The following is a 20,079-nucleotide window of genomic DNA, read 5'->3' on the forward strand; positions in this document are numbered from 1 at the left end:
TTGCCGCATAGAAGCAGGGGAATTTAATATTGATCATTCTAGCACTGGTTTTCCGTACTGACCAATCAAGAATTGTGATCGGACTATTGCAAAATTGAAATAAGCAAAAAACCTTGACGTTCGACAAGCATGAAAAAGTCGCATAAAAAACCCCTCTTTTCGCAAGCGAGCTGTGCGCTTTTGCCTGCAAAAAGAGGGGGCTGTCGGTGGTTAATGTCCAGCCGGAACGCTGATTCCGAGCTGATCCACGAGCTGTTTGCTTTCTTCGTTCAAACCTGTGATCACGACGAATTTATCCAGCTCGCGGTATTTGGCGACGACCTTGGAGATGGCGGTTACAGCTGACATATCCCAGATATGCGAGCGGGAAAAATCGATGACAATTTGCCCTGGATCATCCTGAAAATCAAATTGCTCGATAAAATGCGTCATCGTGCCGAAGAACAATTGTCCGGAAATGACGTACACTTTTTCGCCCAGCTCACTCTTGTACGAAGTGGAATGCAGCCGGGCCATTTTCCAGCCAAAAATCAGGGCGCTGAGCACGACGCCAGAGAGGACGCCTTTTGCCAAATCGTGTGTGGCTACGACGACGAGAACCGTTGCGACCATGACGACAGCATCGCCGAGCGGCATTTTTCGCAGGTCGAGCACAGACTTCCAGTTGAAAGTGCCGATGGAAACCATCACCATGACGCCGACGAGCGCGGCCATCGGGATTTGTTTCACGACATCGCCCAAGACGAGAATCAAAAACAGCAGAAACACGCCGGCTACCAATGTGGACAAGCGGCCTCGCCCGCCAGATTTGACGTTGATCACAGACTGGCCGATCATGGCACAACCCGCCATCCCGCCGAAAAATCCGGTGACAATGTTGGCGATTCCTTGCCCTTTGACTTCCTTGTTTTTATCGCTGCGCGTATCCGTCATCTCATCGAGAATCGCCGCAGTCATGAGCGATTCCAAAATCCCGACCAGTGCGAGCGGAAGCGAATACGGCAAAATGATCAAAAGCGTTTCCATGTCGAGAGGCACCACAGGGGCGTGAAACAGCGGGAGCTGGCGCGTGATCTCGCCCATGTCGCCGACTGTGCGCATATCCAGTCCACAGAGGATGGTCAGGGCAGTCATGAAGACAATCGCGACGAGAGCAGACGGTACTGCTTTGGTCAGGCGCGGCAACAAGTAAATAATCGCGAGCGTCCCTGCCAGCATGGCGTACATCGTCCACGATGCCCCGACAAAATGCGGCAGTTGCGCCATGAAAATGAGAATCGCAAGCGCGTTGACAAACCCGATCACAACGGTGTGCGGGACAAAAGTCATCAGGCGACCGATTTTACAGGCGCCGAATACGATTTGCAAAAGTCCGGTCAGGATAGTGGCTGCAAACAAATACTCGATCCCGTGTTCCTTGACGAGCGTAATCATCAGCAGGGCCATGGCACCAGTCGCAGCCGAGATCATCCCGGGACGCCCCCCGACAAACGCAATCGTCACGGCAATGCAAAAAGACGCGTACAAGCCGACCATCGGATCGACCCCGGCAATAATCGAGAAGGCAATCGCTTCGGGAATCAAAGCGAGCGCGACGGTAACGCCAGCCAGCACGTCAGCGCGGACGTTTGCGAACCAGTCCAGTTTCCATTGGGTAAGATTCAAAACGGTACCTCTTTTCTGTTCAGTATGGTGACTTTCCCCTTTCAGAAAAGTCGGGGCCGTTTTTCACAAGTCACTATTATAAGAAAAACCCCTCACGATATCCAGCCTTTTTTGTTCAGGTGCAGACAAGGGCAGCAGAAGCAGCCGGAGGGGTTCCTGCTTATCGCGATCTGTCGCGCCTAGCAGAAGGAAGCTCGCGTCCAACCGGGAAAGCGTACAATGGCCAGAAACGAAACGGCTCGAAATGGTTGGCCGTTTCTTCTTGTTCGAAGCGGATGCTTTTTCGGGCTTTCTTTGGATAGGGGCGATCGTCCCGTCTTTGGCGAAGTGCCGTGCCGCTTTGCCGCCGGAAAGATATATTGGCAAAAGAGACACTGGCAAGGCTACTTTGCACAGGAAAGGGGATTAACGCTTATGCCGTTTCACTCCTCCAAGTGGGCATTGCACAACTATTACTCCCGTTCCGCAAGTTTGAGAAGGTATTTGCCGCCCACTGCGATATTCAGCCGCAAAACGCTGCGTGATTACATGTCCCGTTATTCCTCCGTATTCATCAAGCCGGACAACGAGCACATGGGCAGGGGCGTAATCAAGGCGTGGAAGGAAAAGGGCCGCTACACATTCGTGAAAGAAAAGGGTTCCCAAAAGCACGCCAGCTCGATTGATCAGCTGTACAAAAAGGTTCGCCTAAAAAGCGGCAGCACCCGGCATATTATCCAAAAAACCATTCCGCTCGCCAAAGTACACGGCAGACGGTTTGATATCCGGGTCATGATGATGCGCAATGCCGCCGGGAAGTGGGAATTTGCCGCGATGCTGGCAAAAGTGGCAGGGAAGGACAGCATCATTACGAATGTGCGCCGCGGGGGCGGTTATGCGTTGAAAGTCAGCACGGCTCTGGCTCCGACACTGTCCAAAGCACAAATCGAGCGTGTCACGAAGCGGCTGATCCAGCTTGGATACGAGATCAGCGCACATTTTAACCAGTTCAAGCGCCGCTCTGAGCTGGGCATCGACTTCGCCGTGGATCGTTCAGGGCGAATTTATTTGATCGAAGTGAATCATGAGGTTCCTTCGCATGTCCTGTTTTTGCGCTTGAAGGACAAAGCGCCTTATCGCAATATAAGACGATTGGCACGCGCCTATCGAAACAGGAAGAAATGAGACAGCGAGCGCAAAAGGCCGTCCGGTCTTTTGCTTTTCCAAAGCAGACAAGCCCACCTGGCAAACTGCACTTTCAGCAAATCACTGGCAAATTCCTGATCGATCTTCAAAAGAAATCCAGCTATAATGAAAATGATTTTCAAAAACATTGGGGAGCTGTGTTTATGTAGCTTGTCAACGAGAGAGGAGTGGCTGCGATGCTTCGCAGATTTTTTTCTTATTACCGGCCTTATCGCGGATTGTTTGTGCTCGATTTTACGTGCGCGATTTTCGTCGCTCTTCTGGAGCTGGGATTTCCGCTTGCTGTGAACATGGTTGTCGATCAGCTTTTGCCAAGCAAAGACTGGGAGCTGATCATGTGGGCCTGTCTCGGGCTGCTCGTCCTGTACGCAATCAATGCCGGGATGAACTACGTCGTGACGTATTGGGGGCACATGCTAGGCATAAACATCGAGACGGATATGCGCAAACAGTTGTATGACCATATCCAGAAGCTGTCCTTCCGCTTTTTCGACAATACGAAGACAGGACATCTGTTGTCTCGCCTGACCAATGACTTGATGGAAATTGGCGAGGTTGCCCACCACGGGCCGGAGGACTTGTTCATTGCAATCATGACGCTGGTTGGAGCCTTTATTTTGATGTTCAGCATCAATGAAGAAATGGCGTTGCTTACGTTTGTGGTGATCCCCATCATGACGTTTTTTGTCGTGTACTTCAACCGCAAAATGACGAAAGCTTTCCACCGCTTGTATGGCGACATGGCTGATTTCAATGCCCGCGTCGAAGACAATGTGGGCGGTATGCGCGTGATTCAGGCATTCGCCAACGAAAGCTTTGAAAAGGAGCGCTTTGCGGAAAACAACCTGCGCTTTCGCCTGACCAAGCTGTTGTCCTACAAAATCATGGCGCAAAACGCTTCGGTCAGCTACATTTTGATGCGTCTGGTCATTTTGTTCGTGCTGATTTGCGGAAGCTGGTTCGTCATCGAAGGTTCGCTCTCCTACGGGGAGTTTGTCGCGTTTTTGCTGTTGACCAACGTCTTTTTCCGCCCGTTGGAGAAAATCAACGCGATCATCGAAAGTTACCCGAAAGGCATTGCCGGTTTCAAGCGTTACATAGAAATCATGGATACGGCGCCTGATATTGCCGATGCTCCCGATGCCGTCAAGGTCGAGGCACTTGCGGGCGATATCGAATACAAGGGTGTTTCGTTCGGTTACGAGCACGAAGCGAATGTGTTGCAAAAGATCGATTTGCAGATTCGCGCAGGGGAAACGGTAGCTTTTGTCGGCCCGTCCGGCGCTGGGAAGACGACATTGTGCAGCTTGCTGCCGCGTTTTTACGAGGTGCAGGATGGCAGCATTACGATCGACGGGCTGGATATCCGCAAAATGACATTGGCTTCGCTGCGCAGCCAGATCGGGATCGTACAGCAGGACGTGTTCTTGTTCTCTGGCACGATCCGGGAAAATATCGCCTACGGCAAGCAGCAGGCATCGGAAGAAGAGATTTGGCAGGCAGCACGGCGAGCCAAGCTGGAAGATTTTATCCGCTCGCAGCCGACTGGTTTGGATACTGTTATCGGCGAGCGCGGCGTGAAGCTGTCCGGGGGGCAAAAACAACGGCTCGCGATTGCCCGCATGTTCTTGAAAAACCCGCCGATTCTCATCCTGGACGAAGCGACCTCGGCGCTGGACACGGAGACGGAAGCAGCGATCCAGCAATCGCTTGCGGAATTGTCGCAAGGCCGGACGACACTGGTGATTGCCCACCGCTTGGCGACGATCAAAAATGCCGATCGCATCGTTGTCGTGACAGAGCAAGGCATCACAGAGCAGGGGAACCATGAGCAGCTGCTGGCCCAGGACGGCATTTACAGCCGGTTGTACCACGCGCAGTTCGGTTCGTACCTGGAGCAGACGCAGAGCGCTTTTTCCAGATAAGCCATTTTTCGTGTACTGCGGTGAAGAGGGCACCTTCATGGGTGTCACCCTTGCCGTTTTCCCCAACCGAAAAAAGAAAGGAAGATCATGCTTGTTAAGCTGGAACGAACATTTTTTAGCAGAGCATTTTCGCCTGACGTCAGAGCTGAGAGCGGATACGCTGCTTTCCATGAAAGCGAGCGACCTGGTGAAGCCGGAAAACATGGATCAGCTGGTCAGCCTGTATGCTCCGCTCATCAAGGCCAACGACAGCAAACCTGTCGGCACGTACATCGGGGGCTGGCTGGGCGGCGTGGCGCTCGGATTGCAGTACATGCAGTCGGTGTGGAACGTTTCGCTCCACCTGTCGCTCGATCAACTGACTGTGCAGCTTTACGTTGCAGATGACTATGCCCAGTTTTCCTTTGTCGTAGACGAATGGAACAAAGTCGAGGCACCGGAAACCGGGCGTGCAGCTTGGCTGGATCAGCAATACCGCGCGTTTTACCAGCATAGTTTGCGACCGTTGATCCAGTCGCTTGCCAAGGCTACGGATAACCCGGAAAAGCTGATCTGGGGTCAGTTGCCGACCAGATTCAATTACTATCTGGATTACTTCGTCGAGCAGAGTCAAGACGAGCGCGTCCGGCAGCATTTGCGTGATGACTACGACTCGCTCTGTCGGCAGCTCGAAGGAGCGTGCTTCGGTCTGGACAAAAATCCGTTCGACGTAAAAGTGCGTTGGGTGGAAGACATGCGCGATCCGAGCAAGAAGGTACGCCTGAAAAATCAATGCTGTTTGTACTATCAGACCGGTGAAGGACAATATTGCTATACGTGTCCGCGGCTGAAGGAAGACGCGCGCGCCGTTCGCAGACAAGCGGCCTTGCAAGCTTGAGCAAGCGAAAGAGCATGGCAAAAAGCACCCTCTTCTTGTGAGAGGGTGTTTGTCGTTGTTGCGGATATCTGGACAGGGTATGCATTCTTCCTATAAAGTAGAAAGAGAGAAAGAGTCAGAATAGTTCGGAATTGCAAAGCTTGAAATGGCTGATCGTGCTTGATGACTAACCAATAGGAGGGAAGTGGTTCGTATTCAAACAATGGACCAGGATGAGCAGAAGCAGAGTGATGAAGACTTGTATCAAGCGATTGTGAACCGCAAGCTCACGCTCCATTACCAGCCTTTTTTCGATTTGAGAACGGGAGGAATGAGGGGGGTGGAGGCGCTTGTCCAATGGCACCACCCAAAGCGGGGATTTTTGTCGCCGAAAGCATTGCTTGGGCTTGCCAAAAGGAGCGGAGTGGTGCATCTGCTGGAAGAATGGGTCTTGCGGGCAGCGTGCGAGCAGTGCAAGCAGTGGATTGATGCCGGTTTTGGGCCGTTGGTCATAGCGGTTAATTTGTCCGCGCATGCTTTTGAGTCTGTCGGACTGGCGGACACCGTCCAGGCGATTCTCCGCGATTGTCAATTGCCTGCCCGCTATCTGGAACTGGAAATTACGGAAGAGGCAAAGACGCATGGGGAGAGGATGATGGTGCTTTCCCAACTGAAGCAGCTTGGCGTCCAGGTAAGTCTGGACCACTTTGGGAGAGGCGCCAGCTCTATCTCGGTTATCTCGCGCATGCCTTTGGATAAGTTGAAAATAGATTCCTCCCTGATCCAGCAAGCGACGACAGATTCTGCTCAGGAGATGGCGGTCAAATCGCTTTTGGCGGTCGCACGAGCCATGGATATCCAGGCGACAGTCGATGGCGTAGAGCATCGCGAGCAAGTGGAGCTTTTGCTGAAACTGGATTGCGATCTCGCACAAGGTCATTATTTTTGTGAACCGCTTTCGGCCGACGAGCTGGAAGTGCGAATGCGAGAACAAGGAAAAGCCATGCTTGACCTGGCCGTGCATGCACACAAGGAGCGGGGCGAGCCTTTCGTCTACTTGCGAGAGGTGATGCGCAATCAGCAAGGAATGACATTTACGTTTCGCAAACAGGACGCGACGTTCATCCACACGTTTTGCGCCGGAGAATTGATCTATCGCATCGGCTTGACGCCAGAGCAAGTGGTAGGCAGCGAGTTGCGCGATATTTTACCGATGCAGGAGGCTCTGCGCAAGACGATGTATTACGAGCGGGCATGGAGTGGCGAAGAACATGTCACATACGAAGGTGTCGTCAATGGCGTCTGCTATCTGGCAGCCATGCGGCCGATTTTTCGCGATGGCCGTGTGAAGGAAGTGATTGCCTCCTGTGTCGACATCACCGAACTGAAAAAAGCAGAAGAAGCAAAGCGGGTAAGCGAAGCCAAGTACCGTCTGATAGCGGAAAACATATCGGATATGATCGTGGTCATCGATTGCCACGGATATGTTACATACGTGTCGCCGTCCGTTCGCGCCGTGCTGGAGGTAGCTCCGGAAGTTCTCCTGCATCAAAACCTGCAAAACTTATTGCCAGCCGAACAGTTGAAACGGGTTTGGCAGACGTTTCAGGAAATTATGGAGTGGAAGCTGCCGCGGCTGATTACGTTCTCCTGCCAGCATAAAAATGGCAGCAAGCTCATTTTGGAGGCAAAAGGAACGCCTGTCCAGAGCGAGCAAGGAGAAGTGTCGCAAGTCGTTTTCATCATTCGCAACAGTACAGCCCAGGTGCAAGCGGAGGAGTTTTTGCGCAAAATGGACAAGCTGACGGTCGTTGGTCAGCTGGCCGCAGGAGTAGCGCACGAAATCAGAAATCCGGTTACCTCGATCAAAGGTTTCGTCCAGCTGTTGCGACGTGATCAATGGAAGAATGAATATTTCGATATCATGCTCGCGGAGTTTCACCAATTGGAAAGCATTTTGCGCGAGTTTGTGTTTTTGACCCAGAAAAGATCGCATCAGTTTGAAGCGCTGTCCATCGCAAACTTGTTGCGCGGCGTTGCCCGGATGGTCCAGGAAGAGGCACCGAACCATCAACTGCTGCTGGATGTGGAAGAGGTGGAGGGGATACGTCTGTGGGGCGATCAAAGCCAAATCAGGCAAGTCTTCATCAATCTGCTGTCCAATGCCGTAGAGTCCATGCCAGATGGAGGCCCGATTCGGATCAAGGCTTTGCGGACAGAGCACGAGCACATCTTGATTCGGATTGTGGACAAAGGCTGCGGCATGTCGGAAGAGAGATTGCAGCGGCTGGGTGAGCCTTTTTACAGTACAAAAGAAAAGGGGACAGGGCTTGGCCTAATGATTACTTATAAAATTATTCAGTATCACGACGGGTACATTCATTTTTCCAGCACGCCCAACAAAGGTACGACGGTTGAAGTGTACTTCCCTTTGAATCGGCCGCCGGATACGGCTTGAAGCGAATAGACTGAAAAAGCAAAAGGTCCGAACGCCAGGCTGGCAGGTCGGACCTTTTGCGCATTGTCATGGACGAGGGCGCTTTTGCTCGGCAAACCGGGTCTGGATCGTCTGCAAAAACCGTTTCCAGACGTCGGGCAAGTCTGCCTTTTGCTGGTCAGAGGACACGGGAACAGAAGTTTTTTCTTCATCTGGAGAGTTCATGGTCACAGTCCTTTCGTATCGTTCCAATCGTGGCGCAGGGCGAACAGCTCGCGCAGCTCAGCCGTAGACAGCTCTGTGATCCACGCTTCCTGGCTGCTGCTGACGATTTGCTGGCTGAGCGACAGCTTCCGCTCCATCATTTCATCAATCCGCTCTTCGATGGTGCCGAGTGAAATGAACTTGTACACTTGGACATTGCGGCGTTGCCCGATCCGGTGCGCCCGGTCGGTAGCCTGGTTTTCCACAGCCGGATTCCACCAGCGGTCGACGTGAATGACGTGGTTGGCTTCGGTCAGGTTCAACCCTGTGCCGCCCGCGCGCAGCGAAAGAATAAAGATAGCGCCGCGTTCCTCATCGGGCAGGGACGTATCCTGGAAGCGGGTGATCATCTCGTCGCGCTTTTCCTTTTTGGTCGCCCCGTTCAAAAAGAACACCGGACCGTAGCCTTCGCGCGTCAACACGCGCTGGAGCAAATTGCCCATTTCGATATACTGCGTGAAGATCAGGCAGCGCTCGTTTTTTTGCCGAATTTCCTCGATCAACTCCAGAAGTCTTTCGAGCTTGTGGGAGCGGCTTGCTTCATCTGCAGTCGTGATCTCGTTCAAGATCAGCGCGGGATGGTCGCACAGCTGCTTCAACCGGGTCAATGTCGTGAGAATCAGACCGCGCCGTTCCATGGCGGAGACGTTTTCCATCCGCGAAAACATTTCCTGAATCGCTGTTTCATAGAGCGCACCTTGCTCGGCGGTCAACGGAACGTATTCCTTGCTCTCGTTTTTCTCCGGCAGATCAAGCTGGATGGCTGGATCGGTCTTGGCCCGGCGCAGCAAAAACGGCTGAATGAGCCGCTGCACGGTCTGAATCAGCTGCTGATCGCGGTCGCGCTCAATCGGCTGCACAAAGCGGTGCGTAAATTCGCTCAGACTGCCCAAATAGCCGGGATTGAGGAAATCAAAGATCGACCAAAGCTCGCTCAATCGATTTTCGATCGGCGTTCCCGTCAGCGCGATGCGGTGCCACGCCTTCAAGTCCCTGACGGCGGATGCCTGCTTCGTGTAGGCGTTTTTGATGTTTTGCGCCTCGTCCAGACAAATCGTACTCCAGGTGATCGTGGACAGCTCCTGTTCGTCGAGATGGGAGAGGGCATAGGACGTGATAACCAGATCGGCCCCCGCGATGGCAGGCTCGAACTCTGCTTTTTTGGGACGATTGTTCCCATAGTGAATGAACACTTTCAACGAAGGGGCAAACCGCTGCAATTCCTTCTGCCAATTGCCGATGACCGACGTCGGACAGATGAGCAGCGAAGGCGACTGGCTCGCGCCGGAAGCCTTTACGTGCAGCAAGTACGTAATGAACTGCACCGTTTTTCCCAGCCCCATGTCGTCAGCGAGACACGCTCCCAAGCCGAATTGCCGCAAAAACAACAGCCACGAGCTTCCTTCCAACTGATAGTTGCGCAGCGTCCCGTGAAAAGCGTCCGGCTGGGGCAAAATCGGGATGCGCTTCGTCTCCTGCAAACGGTGCATCAGCTCCAGCAGATGGGCATTGAGCTGGATTTCCACGGTGAGCGGGTACGGTTCATCCGGATCGTGGTCGTCAGGCGATTCCTCGACCTCGGTATTGGTGGTGAGATGCATGCTCATCACGTCGCGCAAGGTCAGGCCGTTTTTGGCGTTCGTTTTTTGCAACGCTTGCTGAAGCTCAGCAAACAGATCGGGCGTGAGCTGAACCCAATGCCCTCTTATTTTCAGCAGCCGTTGCTTTTGGCGAATCAGTTGGGCAAACTCTTCTTCGCTCAGCTCGACAGGCCCGAGGGCGAGCTTCCATTCGAAGTCCATGACTTGGGAGATGCCGAGAAAAGACTGTCTGCTCGCACCGACAGACGAGGAAACTTTTGCCTTGAGCTTTGGTTTGACCCGGCGTACTTGCTCCCACCAGGCGGGCAAAAAGACGTGAATGCCCGCTTGCACGAGTTGCAGGCTGCAAGAGGTAAGAAAAATCCACGCCTCCTCATTCGTGAGCTGGGTGCGCAGTTCAGTCCGTTCACCTGCACCGGATCGTTGCCAAGGAAAAATCTCGCGGCATTTTTCCAGATCGCTCTGCAGGCGCCGCCAATGCTCTTTCCATTCCAGCGGGATTTTCGCCATTTGCGCAGTAGCCGCCCCCAACAAATGAGGCTCGATCACGAACAGCCGATCCGGTTCTTCCCGGTCCTGCAAGTAAATTTGCAGCAGCCAGTCGCTTTCCGAATGGGCAGGCTCGATAATTTGCAAACAAGTGCGAAACGGCGTCACATCCGGGAGCCAGCCGATCGATTGCAGCCATTCTCCTTCTTGCAAATGGACGGAAAGCTCGTCGCCCGCAACCAACAGAGCGGGAAAATGGGCGACAAGCTGATCCCAGGCACGACCGACTTCTCCAGGCGCATCGACCAATTCTTCGAGGACGTGCGAGAGCCACCTGTCGCCGTAGGAGGGGAGCGTCGAAGGAGCAGGCTCCGCTTTCCAGCCAAACCGCCCCCGTTTCCATTCGGCAAAATCGGGGAGGATGGCACCGGCGGCAAGCGTATGCGTCAGTGTGACAGCCGCATCGCGGTACTCCGCAAAACGCTCGTCCACAGAGTAACTCCCGTGCAAGAGCCATGGCGGATCGGAAAAAAAGGACAGGGCCTCCAGCGGACTGAGCAGCAAGCCTTGCTCGTTTTTTTCCACAAATGTGCCGTAGTAGGATGATTCATCCCAGGCAAAAAGCGCTGCCGCAACCTCCTCCGGATCGATTGCCTGACCTTCTTGATCGCATCCGGCGATGAGAAAACGGCCGTCTGCCAAAAGCTCCGCTGTTAGCACCATGGTTGTAACCGTGTTCATAGATTCAGATTTCCTCTCCTTAGCTCCTCCTGGAAAGCCCGCAGGCGGTTGTGCTTGGCAGACAGTCTGTCCACGAAGCGTTCCCAGTCGGCCTCCTGATCTGCCTTGGCGTAAGTGGCGCGCCCTCTTTTCAACAGTTTGATCGCTTCTTTGTAAGCCGTGCGATTGCGCTCGCGAATCAGCCGATTCACTTCACGCACATAGTACGGATACAACAGAGCGGGATCGGCTTCCTCGATCTCTTTCAACTGGACAGCCGAGAGATCGGCAAAAGGGACCCGAAAAGACATCTGCAAGTCGATCCATGACTTGAACTGCTTTTCCTCATACAAATAGAGCGCGTATTCGGGATAGCTGCTGGGCAAAAACGTTTTCAGCATCGCTCCGCACTCGGCTTCTCGACCGACCTGTTTCATCGCTTCCCGCCAGACCGTGAGCACAAAGCGGTACTGCTGCGCTTCTGCCTGGCCGATCCGTCCGGTAAGGGCTGTTGTCCAGTCCAGGAAACGTTGCCACTGCGCTTCGCGGGCAAAAGCTTTCATGTACGGCAAATAAAAAGCCAGGGGCAGGCGACGCATGGGCATCCAGGCCGCCAAGGCGAGATCGTCCTGCCGATCCATCACGGAAAAGTGGGCGCGAAGCAAGCGGGCTTTTTCCAGCACCGCCTCTGACGTATTAGGCGAAGCGATCGTCTCGTCAAGCTCCGCTTTCTCCTGCTCGATCCACTCGGGGGCGTCAAGCAGCGACCACCAGACCAGGCGATAGGCGTACACCCAATAAAGCGAGGAGAGGTCGTTTTCCTTCCAACGGCGGATGATCGTGAGCGTCTCTTCCAGCGCAAGCCGATGTTTGCTCCACAAAGCCTGCCGATCGGAGAAATAGATCGCGCCCTCCAATTGCTCCAGCAATCGTTCCGCGGTTTGGGCGAGATCCGGGTACCAGTGGGATTGCCGATACGTTTGGACGTATTGCTGCAATTTTTGCAGGTGAAACAAATTGGCGTGGATGTGGAACAGTTGGGCGCGTTCGGTCGGCCAGCCAGCGGTCACGGACAACACGTTTTGGTAGCTGGAAAAAATCTCGGAGGAAGCGCGGAACGATTCCATCGCCGATAACAAATTGCGCGTCCAGCTCTCGAAAAAGGCCCACCAGTCGTGAACGGAACTGGCTGCGGTAAGCCCTGATTGCACAGGAGCGGTCTCGTTTCCTTGCGGCGGGCTGACCGCTGGCCGATAGTTCGGGATGAGCATGGCAGGTGAAAATGTCGCCCGGCGTGGCTGCTGGGCTTTGCCCAAAAAATGGCGCGGGTTTTCAAAGACGCTATACATTTGAAAAAAAGTCGCCGCGATGTGCTTGCAAAGACGGGTGTAGGGGCAGGTACAGGAGCTGCCTTGCACTTCCTCCAAATCGAGGCGCACATGGTACACTTGTGATCCTTGCACATCGCTGCATAGTGTGCGGTTATTCTCGACGCGCGTATTGAAAACAACCCCATCGGAAAAGTACGAATACCCACGCTCGATAATCGTGCCTTCCACATGTTGCAGGACTTGCTCTGCAACAGCTATCGCCTGTTCCCGTGTCAACTCTCTTTGCAACATCTGCTTTGATCCTCCGAACGAAGTGTCATCCCTCCATTATAACGCAAAAGTCGGGTGAATGGAAAAAACAAGCGTATTTACGGTGGCGTCATTCCATTTAAAAAGTAGAAAAGCTGCTCATAAAGCGGATCGCCCGATTGGTACAGGCTGACCATTGCCTGTTTGCGCCCGTTTTTGCCAAAAAACCAGCCGCCCGTGTACCAGGCGAGCGGCGAGTCGTATTGGAACGGCCCGTAGCTTTGGCCTTGCCGATCTGTTCCGCCAGCAGCTCCGGCCCGCAAATATTCCAGCAGTCGCGCCCGTTTGTCCTGATCATAAGTCACGCCGAGGTCAAATTCGATTTCGACGCCCATTTGCTGGTCGTAGCTGGCAACCGCCGCCGCATCCAGACTTTTTTTCGGATTGAAGTAAGCATTGGGCTGCAAAAAGGCGAGGTCGAAGCCGAGCTGTGACCATTCGTTCCAGCCAGCCGCCTGCTGGTACGGAATCCAGATGCTGCGGAGCGGTTGCCCAGCCATTTTGCAGCTGTGGATCGCCGCGTTGACAGCCTGAATCACCCGCCGATCGTCGTACTCTGGCCCTTGGAAGTACAAGCTTTCCTGAAGCCAGTAAAAACCTCTCAGGCATAGGCAATCTTGCCACGGCTTTGTCGCCCAGCGCTCAAGAAACAGGCACATCCAGTCGACGACAGCCTGGATGCGGCACTCGTCGTCACCGAAAACTTGCGGATTCGGGTAAGGCAGCGCAATCCACACATTCGTGCGCGACAACGGCGAACAGCGCACCGCCTGGCACAAGGCATCCAGGTTCCGGTCGCACAAAAACAGCTCATCCATATAGCGCAGCCATTCGTTCCAGTTGGCGGGTGCCTTGTCATGTCGCGCCAAAAAGCGTCCTTCTCCCGACTGGTTCAAAATGCCGAGAGCCAAAAAGAGAAAATCGGTGAACATGACACCATCTGTCAGCCCGGTTGCCGGGTCCGTGTGAAACAGCAGAGGAAGAAAGTCGGTACACTCCCAAAACTGATAGTGCGGCGTTCCGTCCGTGCCGATGCTGTAGCCAGTATACGTGAGGAAAAGTTGATCGATCGGGCTGTTTCGCAGCGAAGGGTAGGGGGCCATGATGCAACACCTCTTTTTCCTCGGATTCATGGCGAAAAGAAACCTTCGCTAACACGTATGTACCTCCATTTGCGAAAAGAAGCTTCATTTTTTGGCGGGATGGGTGTGGCGACTGACGATGTCGTCTGTGATTACCGTCGGCATTATTTTGATCGCGTTTTGGGGATAGCCCGTATTTTGGCAGGAAAACAAGGGCGGATTCGCCAGCCAGCCAGGAAAAACGGCTGGCTATTTTTTTGCCAACCGGGGAAAGCTGATGCAGAAAGAAAAAAACGGGTAAGGATGATTTTCATGGAAGCGGCAAAAACGAGTCCGATTACCCACAGGCGGGCGAAAAAACGAAGGATTGTCACCCGGGCGCTCGCCATTGTGATCGGGGCGCTGATGGTTGCAGTCGGACTGGAAATTTTTCTCGTGCCGAACAATATTATCGACGGCGGCGTGACGGGTCTGTCGATCATGATGTCGCACCTGACCGGGATCAAGCTCGGGGTTTTCCTCTTTCTGCTCAACTTGCCGTTTTTGTTGATCGGCTACAAGCAGATCGGAAAAACGTTCGCGATCTCCACGCTGTTTGGCGTCGCGGTCATGTCGTTGGGCACGAATTTTTTGCACCATGTCCCAAGCCTGACCGACGACTTGCTGTTGTCTGCGGTGTTCGGCGGAATCATCATCGGGATTGGCGTCGGACTGGTGATTCGTGCAGGCGGTTCGCTGGATGGCACTGAAATCGTCGCCATTTTGCTGACGCGGAAAAGTCCTTTTTCGGTCGGCGAGGTCGTGATGTTTTTCAATATTTTTATTCTCGGCAGCGCAGGCTTCATTTTTGGCTGGGATCGGGCGATGTACTCGCTGATTGCCTACTACATCGCTTATAAAATGATTGACTTGACGATGGTCGGACTGGAGCAATCGAGGTCGGTCTGGATCATCAGCGACTTTCCTGACGAGATCGGCGATGCCTTGTCAGCCAGGCTGGGAAGAGGCATTACGTATTTGCGCGGCGAGGGCGGCTATTCCGGCGACGATAAAAAAGTCATTTTCTGTGTGATCACGCGACTGGAGGAAGCGAAGCTGAAGTCGATCGTCGAGGAGATCGACACTTCTGCCTTTCTCGCAATTGGACATATTCACGATGTATCAGGCGGACGGTTCAAGAAAAAGAATATTCACTAACAGCGGGAAGTGTTACGGCAAGCGAACAGCTTGCTTTTTTTGCGTGCAGATAAGAATTTACAAGATTCTTATCCAGTATAAGTGCAACTAAGGCTGCGCCAAAGGCTTGACGCAGCCACGTTTTCTAATGTGGCAAAAGGAAGTGCTTATTTTTCTGAAAACTCGAAAAGCAGCAATTGATTTTTGGCAGACAGAAAATTATGATGGAGATAACAAAAATGAAACTGATGTTCCGAAATTCGGAACAAAATTCGCGACAAACGGGAGCTTTTTATGAACCAACACCAAAACAAGACGGTTGTGAAGTCGATGGAGCTGCTCCAATTGTTCATCGAGCACGAGCGACTTAGCCTGAATGAAATGATCGCGTACGCGCAAATGCCAAAAACGTCTGTTCACCGCATGGCAGGGTCACTGGAAGCGATGGGTTTTTTGCAGCGGGGAGAAGATGGCAAGTATGCGTTGGGGCTGCTGTTTTTGCAGTTCGGACAACTGGTGGCGGAGCGGCTGGATATCCGGCAACTCGCTTTGCCCGTGATGAGTGTCCTGCGCGACGAGGTAGAGGAAGCGGTCCACCTGATCATGCGGGATGGCGACGAGGCGATCTATGTGGAAAAGCTCGATACTCCGCATCCGGTGCGGCTGTATACGAAGATCGGGAGACGGGCGCCTTTGTACGCGGGGGCGTGTTCGCGAATCATCCTTGCTTTTTTGGCGGAGCAGGAGCGCGAACGCTATTTGCAAGAGGTGGATTTGCAGCCAATCGGTCGCGGGACGATTACGGACAAGGACGAGCTGCGCCGTCTGCTGGCTGAGTCTCGGGCCAAAGGGTTTACGATCAGCCATTCCGAGCTGGAAAACGATACGGTAGCGATTGCTGCACCGATTTTTGACCATCTCGGCCGGATTTGTGCGGGCATCAGTATTGCCGGGCCACAGGAGCGGTTCTCGCAGGCGCGGCTGCCTGAACTGGTTGCTCACCTGACGAATGCGGCGGAGCGGATCTCGACGGCGCTTGGCTATCGGCGGGCAAACGGGAATGAGTAATCTACTTTTAGAAAAAAGGGAGAGAAGCGAAATGAAAACGATTTTGGTCACAGGATTTGACCCGTTTGGCGGGGAGGCGATCAATCCGGCCTGGGAGTCGGTGAAACGGCTGGCTGAGGTGGAAGCTGGGGAGTACCGCATCGTGGCAAGGCAGCTCCCGACGGTGTTCGGCAAATCGGTCGAACTGCTTTTGCAAGCGATCCGCGAGATTTCGCCCGATCTCGTTTTTTGCATCGGACAGGCTGGCGGACGTGCGGATATTAGCATCGAGCGGGTAGCGATCAACGTAGACGATGCGCGAATCCCGGACAACGCGGGCAAGCAGCCGATCGACACGCCAATCGTGGAAGACGGCCCTGTCGCCTATTGGTCGAGTTTGCCGATCAAAGCTATCGTCAAAGAAATGCGGGCAAAAGGGATACCTGCCTCCGTGTCGCAAACAGCGGGCACGTTTGTCTGCAATCATCTGTTTTACGGGCTGATGCACGCCTTGGACAAAGAATATCCGGCTGTTCGCGGAGGCTTTGTCCATATTCCGTATTTGCCTGAACAAGCGGCCAAGCATCCGGGGCAGCCGAGCATGTCGGTAGAGACGATTGTCAACGGTTTGCAGATTGCCATCGAAACGGCTGTGAATCACGAACGCGACATCGTGGAGGGCGGCGGACAAATCAGCTGACACCAAGATCGCGTGGCACAGCAGCGTAGCGACACAGATGGGCAGGAGGAGTGCAGAGTGGAGCGACTGGAGTTTTTTCCGCTCGGAGATGCAGGAATTGTTCTCAAGCTGGGGGATGTGATCGACGAACAGACGCGGCAAAAGATCATGGCGATCTCCGCGTATTTGGAGCAGCAGCCGCTGTCGGGAATGACCGAATACGTGCCTGGCTACACGACTGTGACGATTTATTACGACCCGCTCGCATGGCGCGATCCGCTTGGACAAGAGTTGGCGTACGATCGTTTCCAGGCAGCGCTCGAAAATCAGTTGCGCCAATTGTCTTTTTCCGCCGCATCGGAGCAACGGGTGGTGGACATCCCGGTCTGCTACGGCGGACAGTACGGCCCGGATTTGCAAGAAGTGTCCGAATACCACGGTTTGACGCAGGAAGAAGTCATCCAGATTCACAGCGGTCAAGCGTACATCGTGCACATGATCGGCTTCGCCCCCGGTTTCCCGTATTTGGGCGGGCTGGACAAGCGGATCGCCACTCCGCGCAGGTCGACGCCACGTACGGCGATTGCGCCGGGCAGCGTCGGGATCGGCGGGGCACAGACAGGCGTATACCCGCTGGAAAGTCCCGGCGGTTGGCAAATTATCGGTCGCACGCCAGAGCGTCTGTTTCGCCCGGAAGAGCATCCGCCCAGCTTGCTGCGCGCAGGTGATCGGGTGCGCTTCGTTCCGATTTCTGCGGCTGAGTATGAACAGAGAAAGCAGGTGGGGCGATGAGTGTCGAAGTCATCTCGCCAGGCTTGTTCACGACCGTACAAGATTTGGGCAGATACGGGTATCAGCGGCATGGCGTCCATGTCAACGGAGCGATGGACGCGCTGGCGCTGCGAGTGGCGAACCTGCTCGTCGGCAACGAGCCTGACGCAGCTGTTTTGGAGCTGACCATGAAAGGGCCAGCGCTGCGCTTTCACCAGGATGTGCTCGTGGCGGTATGCGGGGCGGACATGCAGCCTGTTTTAGATGAGCGCCGTCTTCGCCGCAATCGCCCAGTCTTGGTCCAAAGCGGCAGTGTCCTCCGCTTCGGGCATGCGAGAGAAGGCTGCCGCGCCTATCTCGCCATCGCAGGCGGCTTTGACGTGCCGCTCGTGATGAACAGCCGAAGCACGAACGTGCGGGCCAAATTTGGCGGGGCATGGGGCAGAGCGCTTGCGGAAACAGACAGGCTGTCCCTGGGAAAGCCGGGAAAAAAGAATGTACGGCTTGCCCGGCAACTGCAAGACCGGAGCGTGAACAGAGCCGATTCCTTTTGCGAGGCCGACTGGTTTGTCCCACAATCATTTTTCCCTTATCCACAGCAAAAAGACGCGGTCGTACGGGTCATGCCCGGGGCCGAGAGCGAGCTGTTCACCGCGCAAAGCCGCCGCGATTTTTGGACAACGCCCTATCAAATCAGCGTGCAGTCAGACCGGATGGGATATCGGCTGCACGGGCCAGAGCTTGCGCTGAACGAACCTGTCGAGCTGATCTCTTCCGCTGTGTCTGCCGGAACGATCCAAGTTCCGCCGAGTGGAATGCCGATCGTATTGCTGGCAGATCGGCAAACGGTAGGCGGCTATCCGAAAATCGGCCATGTGGCGACTGTCGATTTGCCCATCCTGGCCCAGCTGCGTCCGCATGATCGGGTACAGTTTCAAAAAGTGACTTTGCGCGCTGCCCAGCAGGCATGGTACGAGCAGGAAAAGGCGCTCGCAGAACTCGGAGCGGGAATTGAGCTTTACTTGGGAGGGAGGAGCAAACGATGAAGACTGTCGATTTGAACTGCGACATGGGGGAAAGCTTCGGCGTGTATCGCCTGGGCAATGATCAGGCGATTTTGCCGTATATCAGTTCAGCGAATATCGCTTGCGGCCTGCATGCGGGCGATCCGGCGACGATGCGAAAAACAGTGAAGCTGGCTCTGGAAAACGAAGTGGCAATCGGCGCCCATCCTGGCCTGGCCGATCTGGTTGGGTTCGGTCGTCGCAATCTGGATATCTCCGCGCAGGACGCCTACGAGCTGACGGTCTACCAGATCGGTGCGCTGCAAGCTTTTGTCCAGGCAGAAGGCGGCACGATGCAGCACGTCAAGCCGCACGGAGCCTTGTACAACATGGCAGCAACGCGCCCGGCCCTGGCGGAAGCGATAGCGGAAGCAATGTTCAAGGTTAACCCGGAGCTGGTGCTGTTTGGGCTGGCCGGGAGCGAATTGACACGGGCAGCGGAAAAAATCGGGCTACGCGCCGCCCATGAGGTGTTTGCCGACCGGACGTATCAGGCAGACGGGACATTGACGCCCCGTACAGAGCCAAACGCCCTGATCACGGACGATCAGGCAGCGGTGCGGCAGGTCGTGCGGATGGTGACAGAAGGAGTCGTGCAATCTGTGCAAGGCGCAGATGTGTCGATACGGGCTGATACGATTTGCATTCATGGAGACGGTGCCCACGCTCTGGAGTTTGCCCAGTGCATTCGTCAGGCGCTTGCCGCCGCGCATATTTCCATCCGTCCCGTGCGCTCGTAAGCAGATGAGCTAGATCAAAACGGGTCAGCCTCCGGAAAAGGCGCACAGGCAACTGGCAGGATGAAACCGGAGTGAATGGGGAACAATCAGAGGAAAAGCTGGTGGAGGGAGAGGACGACCATCGTACAGATGAACTGCGATACATCCTCCTTGAAAGCGGAGCTGAAGCAGGAATTGACCAGCATCCTCGCGGTTATGCAGCAAAGCTTGCTCGCTCTCGATCAAGCGGAAGGCTGCTTGCTGGGCACTTTTGACGAGATTCGCAGCAGATTCAGCCGACTGGAGACAACAGCGGCTTCCTTTTACTTGCAATGCTATCTCGCTCCGTATTCGTCTACATATACCGACTTGTCTTTGGCTGTTTCGCATTTGGCGCAAAAGCGTCAAGGCGCTCTGGTCGTCATGGAGCGGGAAGATTCCGTAGCTCCCTTTTTGCAGGCGGGCATCCCGATTGGGGCCGTGTTGAGCCATTCCTTGCTCGAATCGATCTTTTTTCCGGGCAGTCCGCTGCACGATGGGGCGGTGTACATTCGCGGAGATCAGATTGTCTCGGCTGCCAACGTCCTGCCGCTGTCGCAGATTACCGTCGGGGAAAAGAAACTGGGAACGAGGCACCGCGCGGCATTGGGACTCAGCGAGCAATGCGACGCGCTGATCATCGTCGTCTCCGAGGAGACAGGCAAAGCATCGTTTGCCTTGCAAGGCAGGCTTTACCCGATCATTACCCATATGTAGCAG

At 54.4% G+C, this 20,079-nt stretch carries 16 protein-coding genes; 11 read left to right on the forward strand and 5 right to left on the reverse strand.

Features of this window, described 5'->3' with window-relative positions:
• Positions 1-210: 210 nt before the first annotated feature.
• Entirely contained in the window at positions 211-1,665 is a 1,455-nt protein-coding gene (locus tag NST23_RS13140) for a SulP family inorganic anion transporter (RefSeq protein ID WP_217021807.1), read from the reverse strand.
• 414 nt (positions 1,666-2,079) lie between these two features.
• Between NST23_RS13140 and NST23_RS13145 the strand changes: the two genes are divergently transcribed.
• The 4 genes from NST23_RS13145 (at position 2,080) to NST23_RS13160 (ending at position 8,089) form a co-directional block, all read left to right on the forward strand.
• Positions 2,080-2,829, forward strand: coding sequence for a YheC/YheD family protein (locus NST23_RS13145; protein WP_173598729.1), 750 nt, complete (start codon positions 2,080-2,082; stop codon positions 2,827-2,829).
• A 197-nt stretch (positions 2,830-3,026) separates the two neighbouring features.
• Complete coding sequence (locus NST23_RS13150; protein WP_122963410.1) at positions 3,027-4,775, forward strand: ABC transporter ATP-binding protein; 1,749 nt, start codon at positions 3,027-3,029, stop codon at positions 4,773-4,775.
• Positions 4,776-4,866: 91 nt separating this feature from the next.
• Positions 4,867-5,652, forward strand: coding sequence for an IucA/IucC family C-terminal-domain containing protein (locus tag NST23_RS13155; protein ID WP_122963409.1), 786 nt, complete (start codon positions 4,867-4,869; stop codon positions 5,650-5,652).
• A 184-nt stretch (positions 5,653-5,836) separates the two neighbouring features.
• Positions 5,837-8,089 (forward strand): EAL domain-containing protein, encoded by a 2,253-nt coding sequence (locus tag NST23_RS13160; RefSeq protein ID WP_122963408.1) that lies wholly within the window; start codon positions 5,837-5,839, stop codon positions 8,087-8,089.
• A gap of 66 nt (positions 8,090-8,155) precedes the next feature.
• Here the strand turns inward: NST23_RS13160 and NST23_RS13165 are convergent, their stop codons facing one another.
• The 4 genes from NST23_RS13165 to NST23_RS13180 form a co-directional block, all read right to left on the reverse strand.
• Positions 8,156-8,293 (reverse strand): hypothetical protein, encoded by a 138-nt coding sequence (locus NST23_RS13165; RefSeq protein WP_167470250.1) that lies wholly within the window; start codon positions 8,291-8,293, stop codon positions 8,156-8,158.
• A gap of 2 nt (positions 8,294-8,295) precedes the next feature.
• Positions 8,296-11,163, reverse strand: a complete 2,868-nt coding sequence (locus tag NST23_RS13170) for a DEAD/DEAH box helicase (RefSeq protein ID WP_122963407.1) — start codon at positions 11,161-11,163, stop codon at positions 8,296-8,298.
• Entirely contained in the window at positions 11,160-12,764 is a 1,605-nt protein-coding gene (locus tag NST23_RS13175) for an SWIM zinc finger family protein (protein ID WP_173595893.1), read from the reverse strand. The genes NST23_RS13170 and NST23_RS13175 overlap by 4 nt, the downstream gene beginning before the upstream one ends.
• A 77-nt stretch (positions 12,765-12,841) precedes the next feature.
• Positions 12,842-13,885 carry a DUF4855 domain-containing protein gene (locus tag NST23_RS13180; protein WP_173595894.1) on the reverse strand — a complete coding sequence of 348 codons (1,044 nt, stop codon included), beginning with the start codon at positions 13,883-13,885 and terminating at the stop codon, positions 12,842-12,844.
• A gap of 291 nt (positions 13,886-14,176) precedes the next feature.
• Between NST23_RS13180 and NST23_RS13185 the strand changes: the two genes are divergently transcribed.
• From NST23_RS13185 to cdaS, 7 genes are all read left to right on the forward strand, one after another.
• Entirely contained in the window at positions 14,177-15,061 is an 885-nt protein-coding gene (locus NST23_RS13185) for a YitT family protein (protein WP_122963648.1), read from the forward strand.
• Positions 15,062-15,334: 273 nt separating this feature from the next.
• Positions 15,335-16,108: an IclR family transcriptional regulator gene (locus NST23_RS13190; RefSeq protein ID WP_173595896.1), complete on the forward strand. Its 774-nt coding sequence runs from the start codon at positions 15,335-15,337 to the stop codon at positions 16,106-16,108.
• Between the two features lie 31 nt (positions 16,109-16,139).
• Positions 16,140-16,787: a pyroglutamyl-peptidase I gene (gene pcp / locus NST23_RS13195; protein ID WP_173595897.1), complete on the forward strand. Its 648-nt coding sequence runs from the start codon at positions 16,140-16,142 to the stop codon at positions 16,785-16,787.
• A gap of 57 nt (positions 16,788-16,844) precedes the next feature.
• The gene (gene pxpB, locus NST23_RS13200) at positions 16,845-17,558 is read left to right on the forward strand and encodes a 5-oxoprolinase subunit PxpB (protein ID WP_122963402.1); all 714 of its coding nucleotides are present in this window, start codon (positions 16,845-16,847) and stop codon (positions 17,556-17,558) included.
• Positions 17,555-18,583, forward strand: coding sequence for a 5-oxoprolinase subunit C family protein (locus NST23_RS13205; RefSeq protein ID WP_340963808.1), 1,029 nt, complete (start codon positions 17,555-17,557; stop codon positions 18,581-18,583). The genes pxpB and NST23_RS13205 overlap by 4 nt, the downstream gene beginning before the upstream one ends.
• Positions 18,580-19,341, forward strand: coding sequence for a LamB/YcsF family protein (locus NST23_RS13210; protein ID WP_242771591.1), 762 nt, complete (start codon positions 18,580-18,582; stop codon positions 19,339-19,341). The genes NST23_RS13205 and NST23_RS13210 overlap by 4 nt, the downstream gene beginning before the upstream one ends.
• A gap of 75 nt (positions 19,342-19,416) precedes the next feature.
• The gene (cdaS, locus tag NST23_RS13215; protein WP_122963399.1) at positions 19,417-20,076 is read left to right on the forward strand and encodes a sporulation-specific diadenylate cyclase CdaS; all 660 of its coding nucleotides are present in this window, start codon (positions 19,417-19,419) and stop codon (positions 20,074-20,076) included.
• Positions 20,077-20,079: the final 3 nt, after the last annotated feature.

Source organism: Brevibacillus sp. FSL K6-0770 (assembly GCF_038000275.1).
GTDB lineage: Bacteria > Bacillota > Bacilli > Brevibacillales > Brevibacillaceae > Brevibacillus > Brevibacillus parabrevis.

Coding starts and splice junctions, on each gene's coding strand:
- NST23_RS13205 (WP_340963808.1), top strand. CDS start 17,555: ATGAGTGTCGAAGTCATCTCGCCAGGCTTGTTCACGACCGTACAAGAT.
- pcp (WP_173595897.1), top strand. CDS start 16,140: ATGAAAACGATTTTGGTCACAGGATTTGACCCGTTTGGCGGGGAGGCG.
- NST23_RS13180 (WP_173595894.1), bottom strand. CDS start 13,885: ATGGCCCCCTACCCTTCGCTGCGAAACAGCCCGATCGATCAACTTTTC.
- NST23_RS13210 (WP_242771591.1), top strand. CDS start 18,580: ATGAAGACTGTCGATTTGAACTGCGACATGGGGGAAAGCTTCGGCGTG.
- NST23_RS13150 (WP_122963410.1), top strand. CDS start 3,027: ATGCTTCGCAGATTTTTTTCTTATTACCGGCCTTATCGCGGATTGTTT.
- NST23_RS13145 (WP_173598729.1), top strand. CDS start 2,080: ATGCCGTTTCACTCCTCCAAGTGGGCATTGCACAACTATTACTCCCGT.
- NST23_RS13185 (WP_122963648.1), top strand. CDS start 14,177: ATGGAAGCGGCAAAAACGAGTCCGATTACCCACAGGCGGGCGAAAAAA.
- NST23_RS13190 (WP_173595896.1), top strand. CDS start 15,335: ATGAACCAACACCAAAACAAGACGGTTGTGAAGTCGATGGAGCTGCTC.
- NST23_RS13175 (WP_173595893.1), bottom strand. CDS start 12,764: ATGTTGCAAAGAGAGTTGACACGGGAACAGGCGATAGCTGTTGCAGAG.
- cdaS (WP_122963399.1), top strand. CDS start 19,417: ATGGGGAACAATCAGAGGAAAAGCTGGTGGAGGGAGAGGACGACCATC.
- NST23_RS13170 (WP_122963407.1), bottom strand. CDS start 11,163: ATGAACACGGTTACAACCATGGTGCTAACAGCGGAGCTTTTGGCAGAC.
- NST23_RS13165 (WP_167470250.1), bottom strand. CDS start 8,293: ATGAACTCTCCAGATGAAGAAAAAACTTCTGTTCCCGTGTCCTCTGAC.